The 23639-nt window shown below is 37.2% G+C and carries 14 protein-coding genes; 9 read left to right on the top strand and 5 right to left on the bottom strand.

Features of this window, described 5'->3' with window-relative positions:
- Positions 1 to 779: 779 nt before the first annotated feature.
- On the bottom strand, positions 780 to 1343 hold the full coding sequence (locus ABZP26_RS19465; protein WP_008108715.1) for a YSC84-related protein: 564 nt from the start codon (positions 1341 to 1343) through the stop codon (positions 780 to 782).
- A gap of 139 nt (positions 1344 to 1482) precedes the next feature.
- On the opposite strand from ABZP26_RS19465, the gene ABZP26_RS19460 reads away from it, so the two are divergent.
- A complete protein-coding gene (locus ABZP26_RS19460; RefSeq protein WP_024602476.1) occupies positions 1483 to 2694 on the top strand; it encodes a tyrosine-type recombinase/integrase in 1212 nt (403 codons plus the stop codon).
- Positions 2694 to 3893, top strand: a complete 1200-nt coding sequence (locus tag ABZP26_RS19455; RefSeq protein ID WP_024602475.1) for a sodium:proton antiporter — start codon at positions 2694 to 2696, stop codon at positions 3891 to 3893. Before ABZP26_RS19460 ends, ABZP26_RS19455 begins: the two co-directional genes overlap by 1 nt.
- Before the next feature lie 73 nt (positions 3894 to 3966).
- On the opposite strand, the gene ABZP26_RS19450 is transcribed toward ABZP26_RS19455, so the two are convergent.
- A complete protein-coding gene (locus ABZP26_RS19450) occupies positions 3967 to 7014 on the bottom strand; it encodes an FAD-binding and (Fe-S)-binding domain-containing protein (protein WP_368485724.1) in 3048 nt (1015 codons plus the stop codon).
- A 144-nt stretch (positions 7015 to 7158) separates the two neighbouring features.
- On the opposite strand from ABZP26_RS19450, the gene ABZP26_RS19445 reads away from it, so the two are divergent.
- The gene (locus ABZP26_RS19445; protein WP_024602473.1) at positions 7159 to 7377 is read left to right on the top strand and encodes a PGPGW domain-containing protein; all 219 of its coding nucleotides are present in this window, start codon (positions 7159 to 7161) and stop codon (positions 7375 to 7377) included.
- A gap of 47 nt (positions 7378 to 7424) precedes the next feature.
- Here ABZP26_RS19445 and ppsA read toward each other — a convergent pair whose 3' ends face one another.
- A complete protein-coding gene (ppsA, locus tag ABZP26_RS19440; protein WP_016898933.1) occupies positions 7425 to 9800 on the bottom strand; it encodes a phosphoenolpyruvate synthase in 2376 nt (791 codons plus the stop codon).
- Positions 9801 to 9954: 154 nt separating this feature from the next.
- Between ppsA and ABZP26_RS19435 the strand changes: the two genes are divergently transcribed.
- Positions 9955 to 10764, top strand: coding sequence for a pyruvate, water dikinase regulatory protein (locus ABZP26_RS19435; RefSeq protein ID WP_008464475.1), 810 nt, complete (start codon positions 9955 to 9957; stop codon positions 10762 to 10764).
- An 89-nt stretch (positions 10765 to 10853) separates the two neighbouring features.
- On the opposite strand, the gene ABZP26_RS19430 is transcribed toward ABZP26_RS19435, so the two are convergent.
- Positions 10854 to 12203, bottom strand: a complete 1350-nt coding sequence (locus ABZP26_RS19430) for a class II 3-deoxy-7-phosphoheptulonate synthase (protein WP_368485890.1) — start codon at positions 12201 to 12203, stop codon at positions 10854 to 10856.
- Positions 12204 to 12793: 590 nt separating this feature from the next.
- Between ABZP26_RS19430 and ABZP26_RS19425 the strand changes: the two genes are divergently transcribed.
- Positions 12794 to 13669, top strand: a complete 876-nt coding sequence (locus ABZP26_RS19425; protein WP_368485723.1) for a DNA replication terminus site-binding protein — start codon at positions 12794 to 12796, stop codon at positions 13667 to 13669.
- A 62-nt stretch (positions 13670 to 13731) separates the two neighbouring features.
- On the opposite strand, the gene ABZP26_RS19420 is transcribed toward ABZP26_RS19425, so the two are convergent.
- Complete coding sequence (locus tag ABZP26_RS19420; protein ID WP_013463357.1) at positions 13732 to 14946, bottom strand: hypothetical protein; 1215 nt, start codon at positions 14944 to 14946, stop codon at positions 13732 to 13734.
- A 773-nt stretch (positions 14947 to 15719) separates the two neighbouring features.
- Here ABZP26_RS19420 and ABZP26_RS19415 point away from each other — a divergent pair.
- The 4 genes from ABZP26_RS19415 to rmuC all read left to right on the top strand — a co-directional run bounded on the left by ABZP26_RS19415 (position 15720) and on the right by rmuC (position 23567).
- Positions 15720 to 16958 carry an AAA family ATPase gene (locus ABZP26_RS19415; protein ID WP_028834608.1) on the top strand — a complete coding sequence of 413 codons (1239 nt, stop codon included), beginning with the start codon at positions 15720 to 15722 and terminating at the stop codon, positions 16956 to 16958.
- Positions 16959 to 16973: 15 nt separating this feature from the next.
- Positions 16974 to 17936, top strand: coding sequence for a transcriptional regulator (locus tag ABZP26_RS19410; protein ID WP_368485722.1), 963 nt, complete (start codon positions 16974 to 16976; stop codon positions 17934 to 17936).
- A 426-nt stretch (positions 17937 to 18362) separates the two neighbouring features.
- Positions 18363 to 21509: a DEAD/DEAH box helicase gene (locus ABZP26_RS19405; RefSeq protein WP_368485721.1), complete on the top strand. Its 3147-nt coding sequence runs from the start codon at positions 18363 to 18365 to the stop codon at positions 21507 to 21509.
- Positions 21510 to 22097: 588 nt separating this feature from the next.
- Entirely contained in the window at positions 22098 to 23567 is a 1470-nt protein-coding gene (gene rmuC / locus ABZP26_RS19400) for a DNA recombination protein RmuC (RefSeq protein WP_028834611.1), read from the top strand.
- The last annotated feature ends 72 nt before the right edge of the window (positions 23568 to 23639 follow it).

Genomic DNA, 23639 nt, shown 5'->3' with positions numbered 1-23639 from the left:
AAAAAAGAAGTAACCGTTACATGGGTTGCAACGGCTTGAAATAAGTATTTTAATACAACTTATCTAAACTTGACACTTAGATGATAATGTAGAGAGATGCTTTTGTCAATGAAATTGTGATACCCATGATTAACAATAAATCGCACAATTAATTATGGAGTAAGCATGCTTACAGATTTTATAGAACTATTTAATAATATATACATCACGCCTTTCTATTTACTTACACGATGGATTAACCCATTCGTACTAATTGAAAAATACTATAAAGTGAAGAAGTTAAGAATCGAAGTGAAGATTGAAGAGGAAAAGTTAAAAAGTATCACTGAAATTAATAAATAATAATATCTAATACTAATTACTAGAGCCTTTTTTTAAGGCTCTATATCTCGAGAAAAGTTAGTTACCTGTCCTTTGTGATATTTCACCAATTATATCCAAAAGTTGGCTTTGTAGGTCAGATAAATATAAATCTTGGGTCTTATTTTGTCCCTTAAGTATTTTATACATGGATTCATGTTCCTTTGCTGACCATTTATATCGATGAACGAGTTGAACATCGGACGGTTTCACTTTGCCCCAAGGCGCAGACATAACGTTGTCATGATAAGAAATTCTAAAATCTGACCATGGGCCAGTTGGAGGGGATAAGCTGAGTGAAATATCAAAGTAAGTAAATATATGATCACCCATAAGTTATGTTATGTTAAATTAAGCAATTTAAATTAAAGTGGGCGTAATCATACAAACTAGCCCACTTATGATAGGGTTTTGATAGCTTAGTTTAGCTCAGAATCGACCCAAAATTTAGTACCTTTTAAAACAGCTTGCAGTGCAAGGCCACTTTCGGTTAAAGAGTAAACAGTAACTTGGTCAGCAATAGCTTCGGCAACTAAAGCGCCACCTTTATCTTGGTATTTTGCAGCAGCATCGGCATTACCACCGAACGCCCAACCATGTTTAATAAATCTATTTAACGCAGCTTGATCGTGAAAAACCATCACAATATTGAAATCTTTAACACCTAAACCTAAGCCTAAACCAGCTTCACCCATATTCATATAGGTAGATTTTCCGGTTAGGTTATTTTTTACTACACCGTACCCACCACCAAAACTGGCTAAAATAACGTTTACATTGGCATTATCAAATACAGCATAACCGGCAGAGTTTGCAATTTGAGTTTTAACATCTGGTTTTTTTTCGTATAGAGCAGTTAATGTATTCGATTTCATACTTTGTACTAAAGCACGTTTTTCTCCAGGGGAAGCACTGCCTGTAGTAGCGCAACCTGTTAATAAAACGCTAATAACTAACATGCTCAACAGAAGTAATTTTTTCATGATTTTTCCTTTAATAAGGTATATGGTTAATAAATCTGCGTTTAGCATAAATATCAAAATTCATTATGTCCAATACTAGACAGTATCGGACTTTAAGGTTAACCTATAAGTCTATTATTTTCTTATATATTTTACTATTATGCTTGTTGCTCTGGTCGATACATTAAAACAATTACGTTATCAAATAGCTCATCTTGAAGATAATACACTCTCATCAGAATATCCAGAACTAGCCTCTTTTATACAGCAAGTCAGCTTGACTGTAACTGAATCAAAGGCTGATCTTAATTTTTTATACCAGTTTTTATATGTTTATGGACGAAAATCTGAGGCAACCTATAGTCGTTTTCGTAATGAGTTGGAACGTTTTTATTTATGGTCATGGCTTATAGCTGAAAAATCTGTATTTGAACTTAAGCGTGAAGATATTGAAGCCTATGTTGATTTTATGGTTGAACCGGATAAAAAATGGGCATCTACATCTGTTCAATGGCGTTATAAAGATGAGCAAGGAATTCGTCGGTTAAATCAAAATTGGCGCCCTTTCATGTTAAAAGAATCTATTGCGAGTCAGCAAACATTATCGGCCATGTTTACTGCCCTCAATGTATTTTATAAATTCGCTATTTTAGAAGAAAAAACCTTTGCTAACTTTGTACCTGTTGTTAAAAAAAATAGTCCCTACTTGGTTGTGCAATCGCAAATACAAATCCCCGATACATTAAGTGATATTCAATGGGAATATGTATTTGGCGTTACCCGAGATATATGCGAAAAAAAACCAGAGTATGAAAGAAACTTATTTACCCTCGCCTGTTTAAAAGGACTCTACCTTCGAATTTCAGAATTATCAGAGCGACCACAATGGTCACCTGTTATGTCTCATTTTTGGCAAGATAATGATGGCTTTTGGTTTTTACGAATAATGGGCAAAGGAAATAAATTACGCGATGTAACATTAAGTGATGATTTTCTTGAGTATTTAAAACGTTATCGCTTGTATCGAGGCTTGCCTGCTCTGCCCCGCGTTGATGAGTCAGACCCTCTAGTTCATAAAATTCGTGGTCAGGGTGGAATGACCGTAAGACAAATTCGCAGATTGGTACAACAAAGTTTCGATATTGCGCAACAATCTTTACTTGATGATGGATTTAAAGATGACGCGGAACAATTAGAAGCGGCCACTGCGCATTGGTTACGCCATACGGGGGCAACGCATGACGCACAAACTCGCCCTTTAAAACATTTATCTGAAGACTTAGGCCATGCAAAAATTGCTACAACCGATCAAATTTATATTCAAACAAATATAAAAGAGCGGGCTAAATCTGGAATTAAAAGGAAAATTTAATGGAATACTTAGTGATCTCATTTATTGGCGTTTTATTTTTAGTTTATTCCTTAACATTTCGCCAACTAGAAAAAACCGAAGTAACGGGGCCAATGTTTTTTGTAATTGGTGGGATATTGCTTGCCACACTTTTACCTAACGAAAGTAGCAGAATAAAAACCGGCATAGATTTTTTACTGCCCTTTATAGAATTGACACTCAGTATATTTTTATTTTCTGATGCGGCTAAGTCAAAATTAAGTGTTTTAAGACATAGCTTTCAGTATCCGAGTTTACTGTTATTTATCGCCCTCCCCTTAACGTTATTACTTGGGATTGCCGTTGGGTTATTTTTGTTTGCCGATTTATCTGTTATTCAAGCGGCGTTACTTGCAATAATATTAACGCCTACCGATGCGGCGTTGAGTAAAGGGTTATTGGCAAGTGCGCAGGTACCTGAAAAAATTCGTGAAGGAATAAATACCGAAAGTGGTTTGAATGATGGTTTATGTGTTCCTATTTTTTTAATATTTATATTACTGGCAAAAAATCCTGAATCTGCAATTACAGCAACGCAAACGTTAAGTGTGTTTGGCAGAGAACTTGGTTTAGCCTTATTAATAGCCTTTACAAGTACCGCTATTTTTATTCCGTGTTTAAATTTTGCAATGAAGCGCCATTACTTTGCCCAAAACACGAGTCCTTTTTTACTATTGGGTTTTGCTATGACTGTATTTTCACTTACGCAATATTTTCATGGCAGTGGATTTATTGCCGTATTTGTAGCGGGGCTTTTATTTGATAAATACGCGAGTACTAAAATAAACAAAGAGCTGATTGAAGACTCAGAGCATATAGCTGACTTTTCCTCTTTAATGATTTGGTGTTTATTCGGTTTTGTTTGTGCTTATTTAGTGATCCCGAAATTAAATACTGAAATAGTAATTTACGCTTTACTCAGTACAACACTGATCAGAATAATACCGGTTATGCTGTCATTGCAATTTACAGCACTAACAATTAAAGAGCGTTTTACATTTGCTTGGTTTGGGCCAAGAGGATTGGCCTCAATTGTTTTTACCTTAATGGTAATAGACACACAAATAGAAAACAAATTTCAAATTGCGACCATTGCCATGACAACAATTTTATTTAGTGTGTTTATTCACGGTATTAGTACAAAACCTATAGCAGATAGTTTTGCTAAAAAAACTAAATAAATATAAGCAAAATAAAAAGGCGTACTTAATAATAAGTTACGCCTTTTTATTTTCAGCTTAATTAATTAAATTATTAACTAAGTACATTTGCCAGTAACTCTATCGGATGCTTGGGTTTAAACTTTTCATAACGTTTAACTTGGCTGCGACATGAGAATCCCGTTGATAAAAGTTGCTCAGGTTTATTTTTATCAACAATAGGTTTCCAACTCATTTCGTAAAGCGATCGAGAGTTATCTTGGTTTTGTGCTTCGTGGCCATACGTACCTGCCATTCCACAACAACCCGTATTTGTAGTATTTAATGTCAAACCAAGTTCATCAAAAATAGTTTTCCAAACACTTGCCGCTTTTGGTAAAGCGGTTGTTTCAGTGCAGTGGCTCAATAACGTAAATTCAGTATTTAAATTTTGTTTAGCCGTTAACTGTTTAAACGATTGTGTTTCTAGCCATTCATGGGCAAGTAGCACATGAAAATCACCACGGTTATTTTCTAAAATTGTATTATATTCATCGCGATAACACATCACTAAAGATGCATCTAAACCTACTAATGGCGCATTGATTTCGTTAAGTTGATTTAGAAATTCTGCAGCATTTTTAGCTGTCACTTTAAACTCATGTAAAAAACCTTTCACATGTTGAGGCTTACCATTGGGTTTAAATGGTAACAACATGGGGTTTTTTCCAAGCTGTGTGATCAGTGTAATAAAGCTCTCAACCAATTCAGCTTCGTAAAAGCTGGTGAATGGGTCTTGAACAATGAGTACATACTCATTTTGCTCATCGGCGCTTAACTTTTTAAGTAAATTTAAATCAAATTTTTGCGCTTTGTTTATACGTTTACCGAGTGCTGGAATACTTAGCTGCGGGGTATCAACATAACCGACTGTTTTTTTAATAATGCTACTAACCAATGATGTTTTTACAATTGGGTTAATAATCCGAGCAAACTTTGCCATTAACGGTGCGCTATTTTCGATATTACCCACTAAATAATCTTTCAGTGGGCGCGCATAATAACTATGGTAATAATTTAAAAAACGAGCTCGAAAAGTTGGTACATCTACCTTTATTGGGCAAGCGGTAGTACACGCTTTACATGCTAAACATTCGTCCATTGATGCTTTTACTTCGTGAGAAAAATCGTAAACGCCTTTATTTTTTTCACGGCTATGAACAAAACGCTCCCACCAGGTGATCACTTCACCTTTGTTTAGCTCTTTTTCTACTTCAAGCAAATTAACATCTTTTGACTCTTGAAGTCGTAACCATTCACGCATTAAACCTGCGCGACCTTTAGGTGAATTACGGCGATCGCCGGTCACTTTATAAGATGGGCACATTGGCGAGTTTTCATCATAATTAAAACACAAGCCGTTACCATTACAGGTCATTGCATTATTAAAACTGGTTTTAACATCAATAGAAATTTGCTTATCGAAGTAAGAACGTTTCTGCCCATCAACACTAACTAGTGAGTCTTTACTTTCAATAGGTGTGCATATTTTACCAGGGTTTATTTTATTGTTTGGGTCAAATACAGATTTTATTTTGCGTAATTGGGTAAATAAATGCTCACCAAAAAATTCAGGGCCGTATTCACTTCGGTAACCTTTACCATGCTCGCCCCACATTAATCCACCGTATTTAGCGGTGAGTTTTACTACCTCATCTGAAATTGTACGTAGTAATTTTTCTTGTTCTGGGTCGCACATATCCAGTGCAGGTCTAACATGTAATACACCGGCATCAACATGGCCAAACATACCATATTGTAAATTATGGCTGTCGAGTAATGCTCTAAATTCGACAATGTAATCGGCTAAATTTTCAGGCGGTACGGCGGTATCTTCGGCAAACGCGAGGGGCTTTTGGCTTCCTTTTACATTACCTAATAAACCCACTGATTTTTTACGCATTGCATAAATTTTTAGTATATCGCTTTTATCGCTGGTTAACTGATAGCCAATAACACCATTAGTTTGGTTTTCAACGCATTCATCTAATAATTTACATAAAGTGTCTACTTTGTCTTTTATGTCTTGTGGTGATACAGCATTAAACTCAACCATGTTGAGTCCTTGCATATCTTTATTTGGTACATCGGTTATTAAGTCCGATACTGAATGCCAAATAATGTCTTCGCGCGCAAGATTCAAAACTTTGCTGTCAACGGTTTCAACCGAGGTAGCACGGGCATCAACCAAAAATGGTGAATGGCGAAGTGCAGAATCAAAACTGTCATATTTTATATTGATGAGTGTTTTAAATTCAGCAATGGGTGTTAGGTTTAATTTCGCCTCAGTAACTATACCTAATGAGCCTTCAGAACCTGTAATTAGTCGACTCATATCAAAAGTTTGTAAGTCTTCACTTAGTACATGCTCTAGGTCATACCCAGTTAAGAAGCGATTTAATCGTGGGAATTTGGCTAATATAGCGTCGCGTTCACTAATTGAAATATCTAAAACTGTTTTGTATATTTGCCCAATTAATGAGTCTTGATCGGCAATTATTTTTGCTTTTTCTATGTCTATTGGGCTGGTAGACATTGCTGTGCCATCGACTAAATACGTAGTTAACCCTAAAACATGGTCGCTGGTTTTGCCATAAACTAATGACCCTTGGCCAGATGCATCTGTACTGATCATGCCGCCAATGGTTGCGCGGTTACTGGTAGATAAATCGGGTGAAAAGAAAAATCCATACGGTTTTAAAAAGTCGTTAAGTTGATCTTTTATCACGCCCGTTTGAACTCGTACCCAACCTTCTTCTACATTTATTTCGAGGATTTCACGCATGTAACGTGATAAATCAACCACAATACCTGGGGTTAAAGACTGTCCGTTAGTGCCTGTGCCGCCACCGCGAGGACCAAAAGTTAACGACAAAAACGGGTCATGAGATGCAGTTTGTAAGGCAATTTGAATGTCTTTTTCGCTTTTTGGAAAAATAACACCTTGCGGAAGCTGCTGGTAAATACTGTTATCGGTTGATGCAGTCAGCCTCGTTGCATAACTGGCGTCTGTATCTCCAGTAAACCCTTGATTTTTTATGGTATTTAAGTAATTTGCAACCAATTCGGTCGCGGCATCTTGTTGTGTAATCGTTGCTATCATGGCGGCGCTTTTTAATGCATTTGTGTAATTATATCATGGTGATGGCTAATAGAAATTGAAGATTTTACAGTTTGTAACACTCTTTTAATCGTAATATGAGCTGCTGCAGTTATAATCAAATTAAACGCCTACTATGAGGTTTATATGAAAAAACTACTTATACAGATCAGCGGGACACTGTTTATTTTATTAGGACTACTATTTGCCGTAGTACCAGGGCCTTCGTTAATATTTTTTATTGCAGGTTTACTGTGCTTTTCTATGTATTACCCAAAAGCGAGAGGTTATTTAGCGTGGTGTCAAAAAGCGCTTACTCGTTTATGTGCCTATTTAGATAAAAAATTAGCAAAACACACATTTTAAGCCATAAAAAATGCCAGCAGATGCTGGCATTTTTTTAACAAGGTAATTTATTTAGCGAGTTTATCAGCTAAATATAACCATGTTTCTAGTACTGTATCTGGATTAAGTGAGACAGAATCAATGCCCTGCTCTACTAACCATGCAGCAAAATCTTCATGATCTGAAGGACCTTGACCACAAATACCTACGTACTTACCTTTTTCTTTTGCTGTTTTAATAGCCATCGAAAGAAGCTTTTTGATTGCAGGGTCGCGCTCATCAAATAAGTGCGCGATTAAACCTGAATCACGGTCAAGACCAAGCGTTAACTGCGTTAAATCGTTAGAGCCGATAGAGAAACCATCGAAGTATTCTAAAAATTCTTCAGCCATTAATGCATTTGACGGAAGCTCACACATCATAATTACTTTAAGACCATTTTCGCCACGTTTAAGGCCATGTTCTTCAAGTAATTCTATAACGCGTTTACCTTCTTCAAGGGTACGTACGAATGGGATCATGATTTCAATGTTAGTCATATCCATAGTATTTCTAACGCGTTTTATTGCTTCACACTCAAGGGCAAAACAATCACGGAAATCTTCAGAAATATAACGCGCAGCACCACGGAAACCAATCATTGGGTTTTCTTCTTCTGGCTCGTATTGCTGGCCGCCCACTAAGTTTGCGTATTCGTTTGATTTAAAATCAGACATACGCACAATTACACGCTCTGGAGCAAACGCACAACCTAGGGTAGAAATACCTTCAACTAGTTTACCAATATAGAATTCAACAGGTGATTCGTAACCGGCAATCATGTCTGTGATTTCTGCTTTTAATGCATCTGTTTGTGCATCAAAATTTAATAACGCTTTAGGATGAACACCAATCATACGGTTGATGATAAACTCAACGCGCGCAAGGCCAACACCTGAATGTGGTAAACGTGCAAAATCGAATGCGCGATCTGGGTTACCTACGTTCATCATTACTTTCATTGGCAGTTCAGGCATTTCGTCAACACGTGAAGTAAGTACTTCAAAGTCTAAAATACCTTCATAGATGAAACCTGTATCGCCTTCGGCACATGATACAGTAACTTCTTGACCTGCTTTAATTAAGTCTGTTGCATTACCACAACCAACAACGGCTGGAATACCTAACTCACGTGCAATAATTGCAGCATGACAAGTACGGCCACCACGATTTGTAACAATCGCAGCCGCGCGCTTCATGATAGGTTCCCAATCTGGGTCGGTCATATCGGTAACTAAAATGTCACCTACTTGTACTTGGTCCATCTCTTTGATTGAATCAAGTACACGCACAACACCACTACCAATTTTATGACCAATTGCACGGCCTTCAACAACAACATTGCTGCTGCCATTCAGTTGGAAGCGTTCCATTACGTTAGTGTCTTCGTTTGAACGAACTGTTTCTGGACGCGCCTGAACTATATATAGTTTGCCATCGTTACCATCTTTTGCCCATTCGATGTCCATTGGACGACCGTAATGTTTTTCAATGATTACAGCTTGTTTGGCAAGGTTTTGCACTTCTTCATCTGTAATCGAGAATTTGTTTGAAAGTGCTGGATCTACATCAACAATTTCTACTTGTTTGCCGTGAGCTTTGTCTTGTGAGTAAATCATTTGAATGGCTTTAGAGCCAATATTACGACGAACTACTGATGGCTTGTTTTTAAGCAGCGTTGGTTTATGAACATAAAATTCATCAGGATTTACCGCACCCTGTACAACCATTTCACCCAAACCATAGCTTGATGTAATAAATACAACATCTTCAAAACCAGATTCAGTATCAATACTAAACATAACGCCTGATGCTGATTTATCTGAGCGAACCATGCGTTGAATACCTGCTGATAAGGCAACACCACGGTGATCGTAGCCTTGGTGAACACGATAAGAAATTGCACGGTCGTTAAATAACGAAGCGAATACGTGTTTGATGGCTGTCATTACAGAATCTATACCAACAACGTTTAAAAACGTTTCTTGTTGGCCTGCAAAAGAGGCATCTGGCATATCTTCAGCGGTTGCTGATGAACGAACAGCGAATGAAACATCTGCAGTTGTGTCGCCATGTAGCTGGCTGTATGCGTCGCGGATTGCTTTGTCTAGACTAGGTTGGAATGGGGTATCGATAATCCACTGGCGGATATCGGCGCCGACTTTGGCGAGTGTGTTTACATCATCAACATCGAGTGTATCTAAAATGTCATGAATTTTTGCGTTGAGTCCTGATTGTTCTAGAAACTCGTTAAAAGCGTCTGAGGTAGTAGCAAAACCACCTGGGACTTGCACACCTGCGTTAGCTAAGTTTGAAATCATTTCACCAAGTGAGGCATTTTTACCGCCAACTCGAGGAACATCTTGCATACCAAGCTCTTGATACCAGAGAACGTATTCTTGCACGGATCTTTCTCCAAAAAACAAATTGTAGTAGTAACTGTGAGAGTTAAGAAAGAAAACCTTTTATAAAGGTCGCCACCATTCTACACTGGCAAACGTCCCCACGTAAACCGTGATACACTGATTTTAAAATTAAATGTAATAAAAAAGAGGCTTTATGAGAACTGCGTTTTATATTTCAGATGGCACAGCAATCACATCTGAAGTGTTTGGTCATGCGACTTTATCTTTATTCCCAGTCGAATTTAATCATAAAACAATCCCTTTTGTAGAAACTGAAGAAAAAGCGCATGAAATAAAAGCGCTTATTAACGCCACGTCATCTAAGCAAGGTGAAAAGCCTTTGGTGTTTTTTACTTTTGTGAATCATAAGTTGTCTGAGATTATTCGCTCAGCGGATGCAGTTTCATACGATTTTTTAAGTACCTATAGTGAAAAAATTGAAAAAGAATTAAATGTAGCGCCAGTACCAAAAGTACACAGAACACACTCTATTCATGAAAAAAGTTATGATTTTAGAATTGATGCCGTTAATTACGCGTTGATGAATGATGATGGTGGCAACATTAAAAACTTTGCGGAGGCTGATATTATTTTAGTTGGCGTTAGTCGAAGTGGTAAAACACCCACCAGTCTTTATTTAGCGTTGCAGTATGGCATTAAAGCAGCCAATTACCCGATCACCGAAGACGACTTAGAAAGTGAAGGTTTACCAAAATGCTTAGTGCCTTATAAGCATAAACTGTTTGGCTTAACTATTGATCCAGAGCGTTTGGCTGCAATAAGAGACAGACGCATGGCAAATTCAAAATACGCATCAATCAGGCAGTGTCGTATTGAAGTGCGCGAAGTTGAAATGCTGTATAAAAAACATAAAATTGCACATTTAAATTCAACTCATCATTCTGTTGAAGAAATTTCAGCAAAAATCATTTCTGATACAGGCCTTGAGCGTCGTAAGTACTAACAAACTAATGTGTGATTTAAGCGCGTAATCACAGTTAAACACAAAAAAGCCGCTAAATAAAAGCGGCTTTTGGTATTTATGAGCGGGTATTATTTACGCGCATCTTTTAGTAAATCAGCTACTAAAAAGCCAAGCTCTAATACTTGATCAGCATTTAAGCGTGGGTCACATTGTGTTTTGTAGCGCTGAGCAAGGTCATCGTCAGATAAACCGTATGCACCGCCGGTACACTCTGTTACATGTTGGCCGGTCATTTCTAAATGAACACCGCCTGCGTAAGAACCCTCTGCTTTATGAACAGCAAAGAATTGGCTAATTTCGCGCATGATATTATCAAAGCTACGCGTTTTGTAACCTGAGCTGGCTTTTTCAGTATTGCCATGCATTGGATCTGAGCTCCAAATTACTTTGCGACCTTCTTGCTGTACTTTACGCACCAGCGAAGGTAACTTCTCTGGTAATACATCCGCACCCATGCGCGTGATAAGTGTTAATCGGCCTGGGATATTATCCGGGTTAAGCGCATCGATTAAACGGATAAGCTCGTCTGGATCCATACCTGGTCCAACTTTAACGCCAATTGGGTTTTTAATACCTTTAAAAAATTCAATATGGGCATGGTCTAGCTGGCGAGTACGTTCACCAATCCAAACAAAGTGTGCTGAACAATCGTACCAGTCACCTGATAAATGGTCTCTACGTGTTAATGCTTCTTCGTAGCCTAGTAATAACGCTTCGTGTGATGTGTATAAATCAGTTTCTTTTAAGCTTGGCGCTATAGTTGAATTAATACCACACACTTCCATAAATTCTAACGCGTCTTGAATTTTGTCTGCAAGTTGTTGGTATTTTGCTTTTTGTGGATTAGCAGCAACAAAGCCCATGTTCCAACGGTTAACTTGATGTAAGTCGGCAAGTCCACCTTGTGCAAAAGCGCGTAGCAAATTTAGCGTTGCTGCACTGTGATGATATGCCGTCATTAAACGTTGAGGGTCTGGAATACGCGCTTCTTCAGTAAACTCAAAGTTATTTACTATATCACCACGGTAAGATGGCAACGAAACGCCGTCTATTGTTTCTAAGTCGGCTGAACGTGGCTTAGCGTATTGACCTGCCATACGTGCAATTTTAACAACCGGGCACTTTCCACCATAGGTTAATACTACAGCCATTTGTAAGATGGTTTTAAATGTATCGCGAATATTAGCGGCATTAAAGTCGCTAAACGATTCTGCACAATCTCCACCTTGAAGTAAAAAGGCACGGCCTTCGCATACGTCTTCAAGTTGTTTAAATAAACTTCTTGTTTCTTCGGCAAATACTAAAGGCGGTGCACTTTTCAACTGGCTTTCTACCGACTTTAATACGTCTTGATCTGGGTACTGTGGTTGCTGCAGTATTGGCAGTTCTCTCCAGCTATTTGGGTTCCACGATTGCATGTTCATTCCTCATTCCTATTACCTGATGTAATGAAATTAACGTATGCAGTGTGCTTTGTTCAAGGACTAAATACACTATTTACCAATTATTTAATTATTAGTTAAATTTTAATAAGATTTAAGAGCCTATTTTGAGTTACTTTTGATGAGCAAGTTTATAAAGCAAAAATAAATAAACATTTAAAAACAATAATCTAAGTAGGTAGAGTGTGCATTATAATGGCTTGAGTAGAAGCTTAACAGCTAAGCGATGGTGATACAGATAGTAATAGGAACACATCGTACTTAATTTGCGCTTATGTAATCTTAACTTTACGGGTAGTTTTAAAAAAGAATGCTACTCAATTATGCGCTTTTAAATATTTATGCTAGCGCTTCATACAAAGCTCAGTGCCTAAACTCACCCCTTCTATTATTTCTTTTAAAATATGTGAAGCAAAAGTACTTAAAAAACCATAAAGAACACATCATACTTAATTTAAGTTGTTATAAATCTTAGCTAAAGTATGTTATTTAAAAAGATAACTATCAAAAGGAAAGATTGTTTGCGAGAATAGTAGATAAGTAAGATGTGTTCTGGTAGGTAGCTAATGGTTACAAAGGTACAAATAAGAAGTCAGTTTGATTTACTCAATGAATTAACACTTAGCTTAATTGATGAGCTTAAAGAGGTTGGCTTTGCTAAAGCAGAGTATTTTCAATTACCTGAGATTAGTAGTACTGAAGAAAATATAATCCCTGAGTCTATAAGCGTTTCAAAAATAACAGGGGAATTGGCACATAAGGCAATTTTAAATGCTTTCTCAGATATGTATAAAAAGCCAGGGCTAAGCAGCCGAGTATTAAAGCGACACCCTGGTTTGCTAGTAATAAAAGAGGCGAATAAACAAGCCATTATTGATCGCATAGCACAGGTAAATAGTGCAAAAGCAGCTTTTAAAAATTGTATTTTAGCAATAGATAATAACGACGCGCGATTTGAAGCGGTGCATAATGCAATGCCAAATTTAATAACGCTTGCGGCGTATCGTAAAATTCATAGTGAAATTGAATCCCCATTTTCTGTTCGCTTTACTTGGATGCATAAACACGCAACCAAAACACTTACAAAAAAAATGGCGCTTGAAATGTTAGAAAAATCGGCAAGCTATAAAAACCCGCGAATGATTGATCAGCAAAAATGGCAGTCACTGGTTGCACAAGAACAGGTTCGAGTAGCCAGTTTGGGTGAAAAAGAAAAATTGCGAATTAGGCGCCCTACTCGAGTTAGTCCTCAAGTTAATGTGAGGTACACTGCACAAAATCGCTATCATGTTAGTGCTGCTTTACCTTTTATACTAATTAACCCACAGCCCAACGTAAAATTTGGCGAACTACCGAGTTACCAAAAACCCTTATCGCATCCCCGAAAACGCGAATATGATTTTCTAGTGGACCGATTATATTTAGAACAAGTAACTAAATAAATTATGTTAAAAAGGCCACATTATGTGGCCTTTAATATATTTGTTGGTAAAAATAAATAGAATTACTTTTCTACAATTTCTTCCAGCTTATCTTCATCAATCAATACCGCATTTTCAACAATGCGTTTGCCGCCTTGTATTTCAATACGCTTATTGTGTTTATTTAATGCCAATATCTCATCACAAAATTGATCAGACGGATGCATTTCATAAGTGTAATCGACTATGTTGCCGGTTTTATCATCTTTAACATTGGTAATGCTGTATTCAGATATTGCTCCTTTTTCAATTAAATCTTTCATCGTGGTTGTCATATCACGACGCAGTGCTTTTAATTTATTTTCGGTAATATCATCCGTTGAGTAAATAGAGCCATATTTTTCCATAATAGAAAGTAATCTAAAATGGTAGGTTTTTCCTGGTGCTGCATAACGCCATAAATGATATAAACGCAGCATCATCCAACGCGATAATCCGCGTTTTAATTCTTGTGCACTGTTAAAGTAATAACCTTTGTATTCAAGGTTATCAATCATGTTGTGTACAAATGCATTTAAACACGCAACACATTTTACGTTTCCGCCTTGGCCTTTCTTACCACTAAAGTGCAAAGACGATAAAAAGTTCATATTCGACTCGTAAAACGAATCATCAATATCAGAATTTTTAGTATCCGTTGCAGAATATTTAAAAGAAAGTTTAGAACCTTGCAATGCTTCAAGCGACTCTTTAATTTGCGGATATGGCATAGATTGGCCAACCGCTTTAAGCTCTTGTGCTAATTCGTTCATAGAAAACACAACGGCATATTGAATACCGGACTTAAAATTAATTTTTACAATTTTACCTTTTGAAGCTAGGCGAATTAATGCGCGCTCTACTTTTTCTTCTCTATCTGATGGCCACACTAAATATTCTACATCTTCGCCATCTTTACGAGTACTGACCACAGCCGGTGTTATTTTTATTTCGCCATCATATAAAATACCATCTACTTTTTCAGATATCTTACGCGTAATGATGGTTTTTTTAGGGGCTTCTTCAAGTGGCAGTTTTTTGTGGCCTGAGCGAACAAAACGTCCCCACAGATCATAATGGTTAAATGTGTTAGAGTAAGCGCGTAACCCATGGGCTGCATTTTCTATCGAAATTCGCACATCTTTATTATCTGTAAATAGTGCTAGGCTTTCGTTATCGATCGCACTTTCCACCCCGTGAATTTGGCCCCTAAGTGTATCGGGCAAGTTATCTACCGAGATGTTGACCTTTCGGCTCATGGTTTTTATTTCCGTTTTTATTGTGACAGCTAATAACAACACATAAAGCCACAAAAGTTAAATGTTTAAGTTAGTATAAAAGTGATCTGACTTCAAATAAAATGCTCAGATCAGTATTTTACTAAGGAAAACTTAAAACAAGCGTTTTCAGATCACATTTTTACTAACTGAGTGTTGATAAGCCAAATTTTTACTAACTAAATAATAATTTTGTCCATTACAAAGTGTTTTTTTTTATATTTTACACGACAAATTATATAAAAATCTTAACCCCCTGTGGATAAGCTTAGTTCGAGTTAGCATAGATCTGATCTGTACTTACTACAGATCAGATCTATACTAATTAAACCATGCATTATCACTATTGCTTAGTGCATAACTTTATAATTTACTTAGTAAAAATATGATCTACAGGTAGGCATTTGTGAGTAACTCAGTGCTTAACCTGTGAGTAACTTAGATTGTAAATATTCGCTTAGTAAAAAGCTGATCTGCAAGTAGATAAGGATCTGATCTTAACCACGTACAATACTGATCCACTATTTTTAATATTATTTATATAAATCATTATGTTATATATGTATTTTACACCCTTAGCCTTTAATACCTTATATATTTAACCATACTTAAACTTCTTTATTTATACTAAGCAATCTTAAAGGTGTAAAAATTATTTTATATGTCATGTATTTAAAAGACATGTCGCCTTAAATAGTTGTTTACAGCTAATTGAATGGACATTATACTAAACACCTAACTTTGAGGAATAAAGTATGTCTATCAATAAAAACGCGCTAGATACTTATCGACTTTTGAAAGCAACCGCAGAAGTTGCTGAAAAATCACTAGAAGGACGTATCCAACATTATCGCGCCCATCTTAAATCTGAAGAAAAAGAATTAAGAACTTACACCCAAAAAGCAGCAGCTGATTTACTTGGCTGTAATAATCGTACCTTAAAAAGACGCCATGACAATGGTGACTTTGACGATTTAAATATAAAACGCGGTGCAAACGGCCACTATGCCTACACCTTAGTTAATATTTTTGCTATGGCTGATATTATGGACATACAGCCTGATCACCGCTCATCAACAGACAAACTCCAAGTTATTGTTATTAATTCATTAAAAGGTGGTTGTGGTAAAACAACAAGCATGGTTAACATTGCTGCTGCACTCGCTACTACTAACATTAAACGTTACCGTATCGGTATAATTGATTTAGATCCTCAAGGGTCATCATCAAGCTTTTTCCCATCTTCAGAGCCCGATCCAATTACCGTTGGTGATTTGATGCGTGACTGCATTGACCTTGATGAAGGTGAAACATGGCCTGAATTTGTGTCTAACTCTTTTTTACCAACACATATTCCTAATATTCGTGTTTTACCATCAGGTATGGATGACTTTTATTTTGAGCACGAAACAGCAACATTACTCAAAGACACCTCCAATTATGAGCAAACACGCCATTACCACAAACTATTAGAACGAGTAATAAATCCGGTAAAAGATGAGTTTGACATTCTTCTAATTGATACAGCGCCAACGCTTAACTTTATGTTTTACAATGCATTAATGGCTTCAACGGCGATGCTAATTCCGGTTCACCCTGAAGCGGTAGACTTTGATGCAAATAATAAATATTTAAAACGTTTAGGTGAGATTTATCATACCGTTGCCGCTCTTGGCCATGATGGTTGGGATTTCATGCAATTTTTAGTTACTAATTATGTGAAAGGCAATCACTCACAACGCGACATAGTTAAAGATGTGCGTAGTGCTTTTGGTCGCCAAGTAATGAGCTATCCTATTAATCATAGTTCAGCAATTACCGCCAGTTCATCGTCGTTCAATACTATCTTTGACCAAAAAGCATCTGACAGCTTAGCAAGTAGAGAGTCATTAATGCGCGCACAAGAAAATATCAAAGATGTAGTTGATGAACTCGAAATGCTAATTCGTTCTAATTGGCAATCCACTCAATCTAAATTAAATACGCCTAAGTAAGGATGTTGACTAAAAATGGCTAAAAAACGTAAAAATGACACCCGCTTAGATCCCTTTGCAACCGCTGTTGGCAGTAGCAGCTTAGATGCCCTTTTAGAGCAAGCCAATGCAGGCGACGTTATTCGTATGCCTGCTCCTAGTGATCCTAATCGGGAAATTACGCTTGTTTGTAAAGTGATAGCACATAACGAGATTGAAAACTCAACTCAGGTTTATGGTAAAAATCGTCGCGTACAAGCGCTTTTAAACGAAAAGTCAGTCGCAGATATTCTTCCTGCTATTAAAGAAGATGGCCGTAATCAGCACCCTGCCCTATTGTGGGAGCAAGGTGATATGAGCCTTGTATTAGCTGGCTCTAGACGTCGTAAAGCCTGTATTTTAGGTGGCGCAGACTACCTCGTATTGAGTTCTAGTGACTTTAGCGAGCAAGATGCCAAAGTACTTGCGGTTTCATCAGATCAATACATTGCCCCTAGTCTTTGGGAGTTGGGTCAAGCGTATCAGCAAACTAGAAACGATCTTGTTCAACAAGGCAAAAAAGGCTCGTACCGTGAAATTGCTGTTATTGAAGGGGTATCGCATACAGCGATTGCTGATGCGATAAAAGCGTATGAGCAAATATCTGCAGATGTTATAGCCCTTTACCCAACAGCTAATCATGTTGGTAGAGAAGTTGCTAAAAAGCTGATTAACGCAAAGGAGCGCGATGAGGAAGCATTTAATGAGTTAGTTGTTGCACTTGCCAGCAATGATGAAATTAACGCCTTAGAAGCCGACGACAAGCGCGCTATGCTAATTACTAAATACCTAACTACAGAGCCTAAAACAGCATCAAAACGTGAAGCGGTTTTAGAAAATGACTTTATTAGTGTGCAACGTAACCTTAAAAGTGGTGACGTTTCAATTAAAATAAATAATAAAGTGATGACAGACAAGCGCTTAGAGCAACTTACTAAGTTATTAAGTGCCTTTAATTAGTTAGTAATATCGTGATCTGTAAAAGGGGTTGGGTTAGTTAAATCATGATCTAGACCTCTTTTTTAGTTGGTAAAAATCTGATCTTTAGTGGTATAAAAAGGCTAAAAACATGGCTTAAACCATCAAGGATCATATTTTTACTAACTAAACACCTCCTTTTAATGCCATTTTTCACCTTGTTAGTAAAAACCTGATCTAAGCCTAACTAAACCTCCTTTTAAAGTTAATTAATTGTTTTTATTTTGTAATTTAAACGTGCTTTTTTAGTGAGCAAAATTAAACAATGATCGCCAATTCGCTATAAACCAATTTTTTACTAACCAATCAGATCCAACCAGTTTATTTTAAAAATAATATTGCTTTAGCTCAGCGCTGATAAGGCATATACTGGAAAAATTGTTTTTAAATTTTAATACTTTGAGTGACATGTCTGCTAACTTATCAAAAAATGATTTAATGGCTATTTTTGAAGAAATTAAAAATGAGCAGGCTACCCAGTTTCCTCTTTCTGAGCGATTCATAAAAAAATTATTTAAACCCGCGGTGTTGGCCAAAGGAAAATCGTACTATAAAAACGGCCAAATCAGTTGGTTAGAACATAATGCAGATTTTTCTGTGGTTGACTCTACGGTGCAAGGTGATAAAGGAATCGCGTTCAACCAACGTATTGAGATCAGTAAATTACCAACTGGTTATTCGGTCGATACCCACTGTACCTGTAATGTTAAAACTAAATGCCGCCATTTGGCCGCTATTTTGTTAAAGCTTAAAATTGAGCATTCTGGTGAGTACGGTGAAGATTATTTTATTAATGATTGGTTTAGTGAACTAAGCGCGCTTAAAAACACCGACCAAGCTCAACCCTCGCAAGTATTACTGTTTGTATTAGACATAGAAAACAACAAAGTATTTTTAACCCCTAAAATTGCCAACTACGATAAAAATAATAATTATGCACTTGGGCGAAATTTAACTGAGCAACAGCTTAATAGTTTTGTAACCCCTAGCGATTTGCTCGAAAGTGATTTTAGATTATATAGCTGGATCCGATCGCAAAATGCGGTCGGTAATATTGAGCTTAAAGGTCAATGGGGTTTTAATGCGCTGCAGCAATTACTTGCCACAGACAGATTATTTTTACAACGCTCTCGAGTACCTATTAAAGCGCAACCTGGTTTACCTCTTAATTTTGTATGGGAAAAACAAAAAGAAGTCACCCAGTTAAAAATTCACTTGGATCAAATTCCTAATTGGGCGTTAATTAAAACAACACCGCCCATCTACTTAGATTTAGATAAATATAAATTAGGCCGTATTCGTACGCCCCTCAGTGCTGATGAAATTGCGCACTTACAAATTATACCGGCGCTGCACGATACAAACTTTGACCGAATTTATAAGCAGCTTGCTGATAACTTTGGTGTAGGTGTTATTCCCCACCCGACTAATACACCAAGCACGCCTGTTAAGTCGTTGAGTAATGCCATACTTAAAGTCAGCATGTCGGGCTCAGTAATGGCTATTTCGTTATCGTTTAAGTATAAAAATAAAAACTATTTAGCGGGCACCGCGCCTGCAAAGTTAATTAATAGCGCCTTCGAAAACACCGTTACCAATGAGTTAGTCAACTTAGGCTTCGATTTTTGTAAAGGGGGTTTACACAGCGAGTTTATTTTTAGTCAGGAATCGGCTATTCACTTACATTGGCTAGTTCACGAGGTACTTCCCAGCTTTAAACAACGCGGTTGGCAAGTATCAATGAGCAAAGTTAATGTTGCTGATACTAAAAGCCAAATCTCATTGCATGTAAACAGAGCTGCAGGTCATCAAATGCATAGTAAAGTAATGCTAAACGATACCAAAGTAGCCACCCTATTAAATGTAAATAATAAACTGTATGAATCGTTAAACCGTCAAAGTGAATTATTTTATTACTACCCTGTTGGCCGTCAATTTGGGGTTATTGATAAAGCAGCGTTTAATTTATTAATTGAATTTAAAATGCGATTTGAATTTATTAAAACCCGTGACGAATTTAACATTCCGCTTTCATACTTACCTGAATTAGTTCAGCACACAGCTATTAATGTAGAGCTACATGACCCGTCACTAGAGCGTTACCTTGATGAACTAAATAACGATGCACTGCTATCACCTAACACTGCCATTCATGGCTTACACGATTCTGTAGTATTAAGAGAGTATCAGCAAGAAGGCGTGGCTTGGCTTAACTTTTTAAAGCGTAATCAGTTAGGTGGGATTTTAGCGGATGATATGGGCTTGGGTAAAACGTTACAAGTGATTGCCTACTTAGCAAGCTCATACAATACACCGCAAGCAGGGCCTACGCTTATTGTGTGCCCTACAAGTTTAGTGAGTAATTGGCAAAACGAAATTACCAAGTTCGCAAAAAGCTTAAAAGTGACCACTATTTTTGGTGCACACCGAAATGATTCGTTGCAGCATTTGGCACAAGCGCAATGTATTTTAACCACGTATCCGCTATTAAAACGTGACATTGCTTATTACTCACCGCTGTATTTTGAAAACATTATTCTTGACGAAGCCCAGTATATTAAAAACGATACCGCACAAGTTTCGCGGTTGGTAAAACGTTTAAATGCCGACTTTAAGCTTTGTTTAAGTGGCACCCCAATTGAAAACAATTTATTTGAATTAAAGTCATTGCTCGACTTTGCAATGCCCTCGCTTTTAGGTTCACAGGCGCACTTTAAGCAGCATTTTCAAGGCCCTATTGAACGCGAAAGCAACATTGAACGTGCAGAGCAACTAAAAGCGTTAATTATGCCGTTTATTTTGCGCCGTACTAAAGCCCAAGTGGCTCAAGAGCTACCGCAAAAAACCGAACTTATAAAAGAGTTTGAGTTTGAACCTAAACAAAAAGATATGTACCAAGGTATAACTCGTGCGCTTGAAGAAAAACTGATTGATTTATTTGCCGAGCAAGGCGTACAAAAAAGTAAACTCGCTTTTTTAGAAGCTCTATTAAAGTTACGCCAAATTTGTTGTCATCCTAAACTCATTGAACCTGAAACTGAGGCAGCCAGTGCTAAATTAGAATGGTTATCGAGTCACTTACCTTTAATGCTTAGCCTTGGCCGTAAAGTGATTATATTTAGCCAGTTTACCTCTGCCCTTGATTTAATTGCCGAGCGTTTAAATGAGCTAAATATTAATTTTAGTATGCTAACTGGGCAAACGCGCCATCGCGATAAAGTAATAGACGAATTTACCAGTGGTAACACTTCCGTGTTTTTAATTAGCTTAAAAGCCGGTGGTACAGGGCTTAATTTAACCCAAGCCGACACCGTTATTCATTTTGATCCATGGTGGAACCCAGCCGTTGAAAAACAAGCCACCGATCGTGCTTATCGAATTGGGCAAACAAACCCAGTGTTTGTTTATAAACTAATTATGGCTAACTCTATTGAACAAAAAGTATTTCAAATGCAGCAAGATAAGCAAGCGCTTGTAGATGCATTATTTACCGAAAAATCAATGAGTTTTACCCAGTTTGACGAACAACAAATGCTGTCTTTAATTAAAAGCTAAAATAATTTTAAAAAATCATGACGAGTTTTTGAACTTATTTAAATTGTAGGCGTCTATTAATATGCTTGGTTAAATTGCAGTTTCTCCAAGCTTTCATGTTGATATCCCATATAGTAGTTACTAGACATAGTAATGATTAAGCCAGCCAGTAATGCGCTGGCTTTTTTTTCTTTTAAAAATATTTATTTTTTTATTTAATTTATTTTGAACTAATCACAAATGGCTGGGTCTATTATTATGCTTGTAGTTGATGTGTTGTTATACAAGTTTCATGTTGATTTCCCTGTTTGATTACTAATTTAGTAATATTGAGCCAGCTTTATTAGCTGGCTTTTTTTATGCCTCAAATTCAACTTTTTTAAAATTATTTTGAACTAATTTAAACACCGCGCGTCTACTATTATGCTTGTAGTTGATATGTTGTTTTACAAGTTTCATGTTGATTTCCCTGTTTGATTACTAATTTAGTAATATTGAGCCAGCTTTACTAGCTGGCTTTTTTTATGCGCTTAATTTAGTGTTTTACCCTACTGCTAAAGAGCGTAATTCGTTATGATGGCATGTCACTAAATTTTAAAAGTTTATTCTATGTTTACTTCGTTTTTATCCCATTTAGATTGGTTAAGTGTTGGTACTGGCGCTATAGCCGGTATGGCTATTTTCAGCGTTGTATCAGTCCAGTTAAGCAAAAAAATAAAGCGCCAAGTGAGTGAGCAGCAACAACAGTTATTGTTATTACAAAGCCAGTATGAGCATACGCAAAATCAATATGCCTCTTTAGTGGAAGAGCACGACTTGTTAGGGCTTACTCATCAAGAGCAACGTGATCAGGCGCAACATTTTAAAACGCGATTAACTGAGCAAGAAAAACAAAGTCAACTTTATAATCAATATTGGCGTAAAACCGAAGCCGAGCTAACCGCCCTGCGCGAGCAATACAATCTGCGCGATGTCGAGCTTAATAATATACGCACCACCCTTGAGCAAAAGCAGCAACATTTCAGCGAGCAACTCGCCCATATAGAGCAAAGTAAAGAAACGCTTAAAAAAGAATTCGAAAATTTAGCCAATCAAATCTTAGAAGAAAAATCGCAAAAATTTAAAACCCTCAATCAAGAAAGCATAGAGCAGTTACTCAAGCCGGTTCAAGGTGAGCTAAAAGGCTTTAGAGATAAAATGGAATCTATTCACGTTGAAGACTTAAAACAACGTGCTGCGCTTAAAACTGAGCTGCTTCATTTACAAGCCAAAAGCCAAGCCATTACCGAGCAGGCTGACAAACTAAGCAATGCCTTACAAGGGCAAAAGAAAACCCAAGGTAATTGGGGCGAGTTAATGCTTGAAAACGTGCTTGATAGCGCAGGGCTTCGAGCTGGCACAGACTATAAACGCGAAGTGTCGTTTAATACCGAAGACGGCCGTTTGCGCCCTGATGTGGTGGTGTATTTACCCCAAGGTCGGCACTTAGTGATTGACGCAAAAACATCGTTAAATGCCTATACCCGTTATGTAAATGCCGAAACAGAGCTGGAATCTCAACAAGCTATTAAAGAGCATGTAAATGCCGTAACTGCCCGTATAAATGAGTTGGCCAGTAAATCGTATGACCGTTTACCAGGGATAAATTCGCCTGAGGTTGTTATTATGTTTGTACCGATTGAATCCGCCTTTGTAGAAGCACTCAAATACCAAAGCGACATTTACCAGCAAGCAATCGAAAAAAACATTTTGGTTGCTACTCCTACTACCCTGCTAACCAGTTTAAATATTGTTAAGCAGTTATGGCGCTTTGAAGAGCAAACTAAATATTCAAAAGAGCTGGCTAATCGTGCTGAGCGTTTTTACAGTAAACTCAACGGCTTTTTAACCAGTATGGAAGGCGTGGGTAAACAGCTTGATAAAGCCAAAGAAACTTACGATAAAGCATTTTCTCAGTTATACCGTGGTAAAGGTAACTTAATTAAACAAGCCTCAGAATTTAAAGAGTTGGGTGTATCGGTGCAAAAAGAGTTACCTCAAGAAAGCGTTGAACGCGCTCACTTAGAGCTTGATGAATAAACACCACATATAATATTTGCGCACTAAGGTTGTGCGTTTATGTGGCTAGTTATTTACTAACTGCGCAGGCAC

The organism is Pseudoalteromonas sp. SD03 (genome assembly GCF_040937955.1).
Classification (GTDB): domain Bacteria; phylum Pseudomonadota; class Gammaproteobacteria; order Enterobacterales; family Alteromonadaceae; genus Pseudoalteromonas; species Pseudoalteromonas tetraodonis.
The sequence above is the reverse complement of the archived record's forward strand: the minus strand, read 5'-3'. Positions and strand labels throughout refer to the sequence as shown.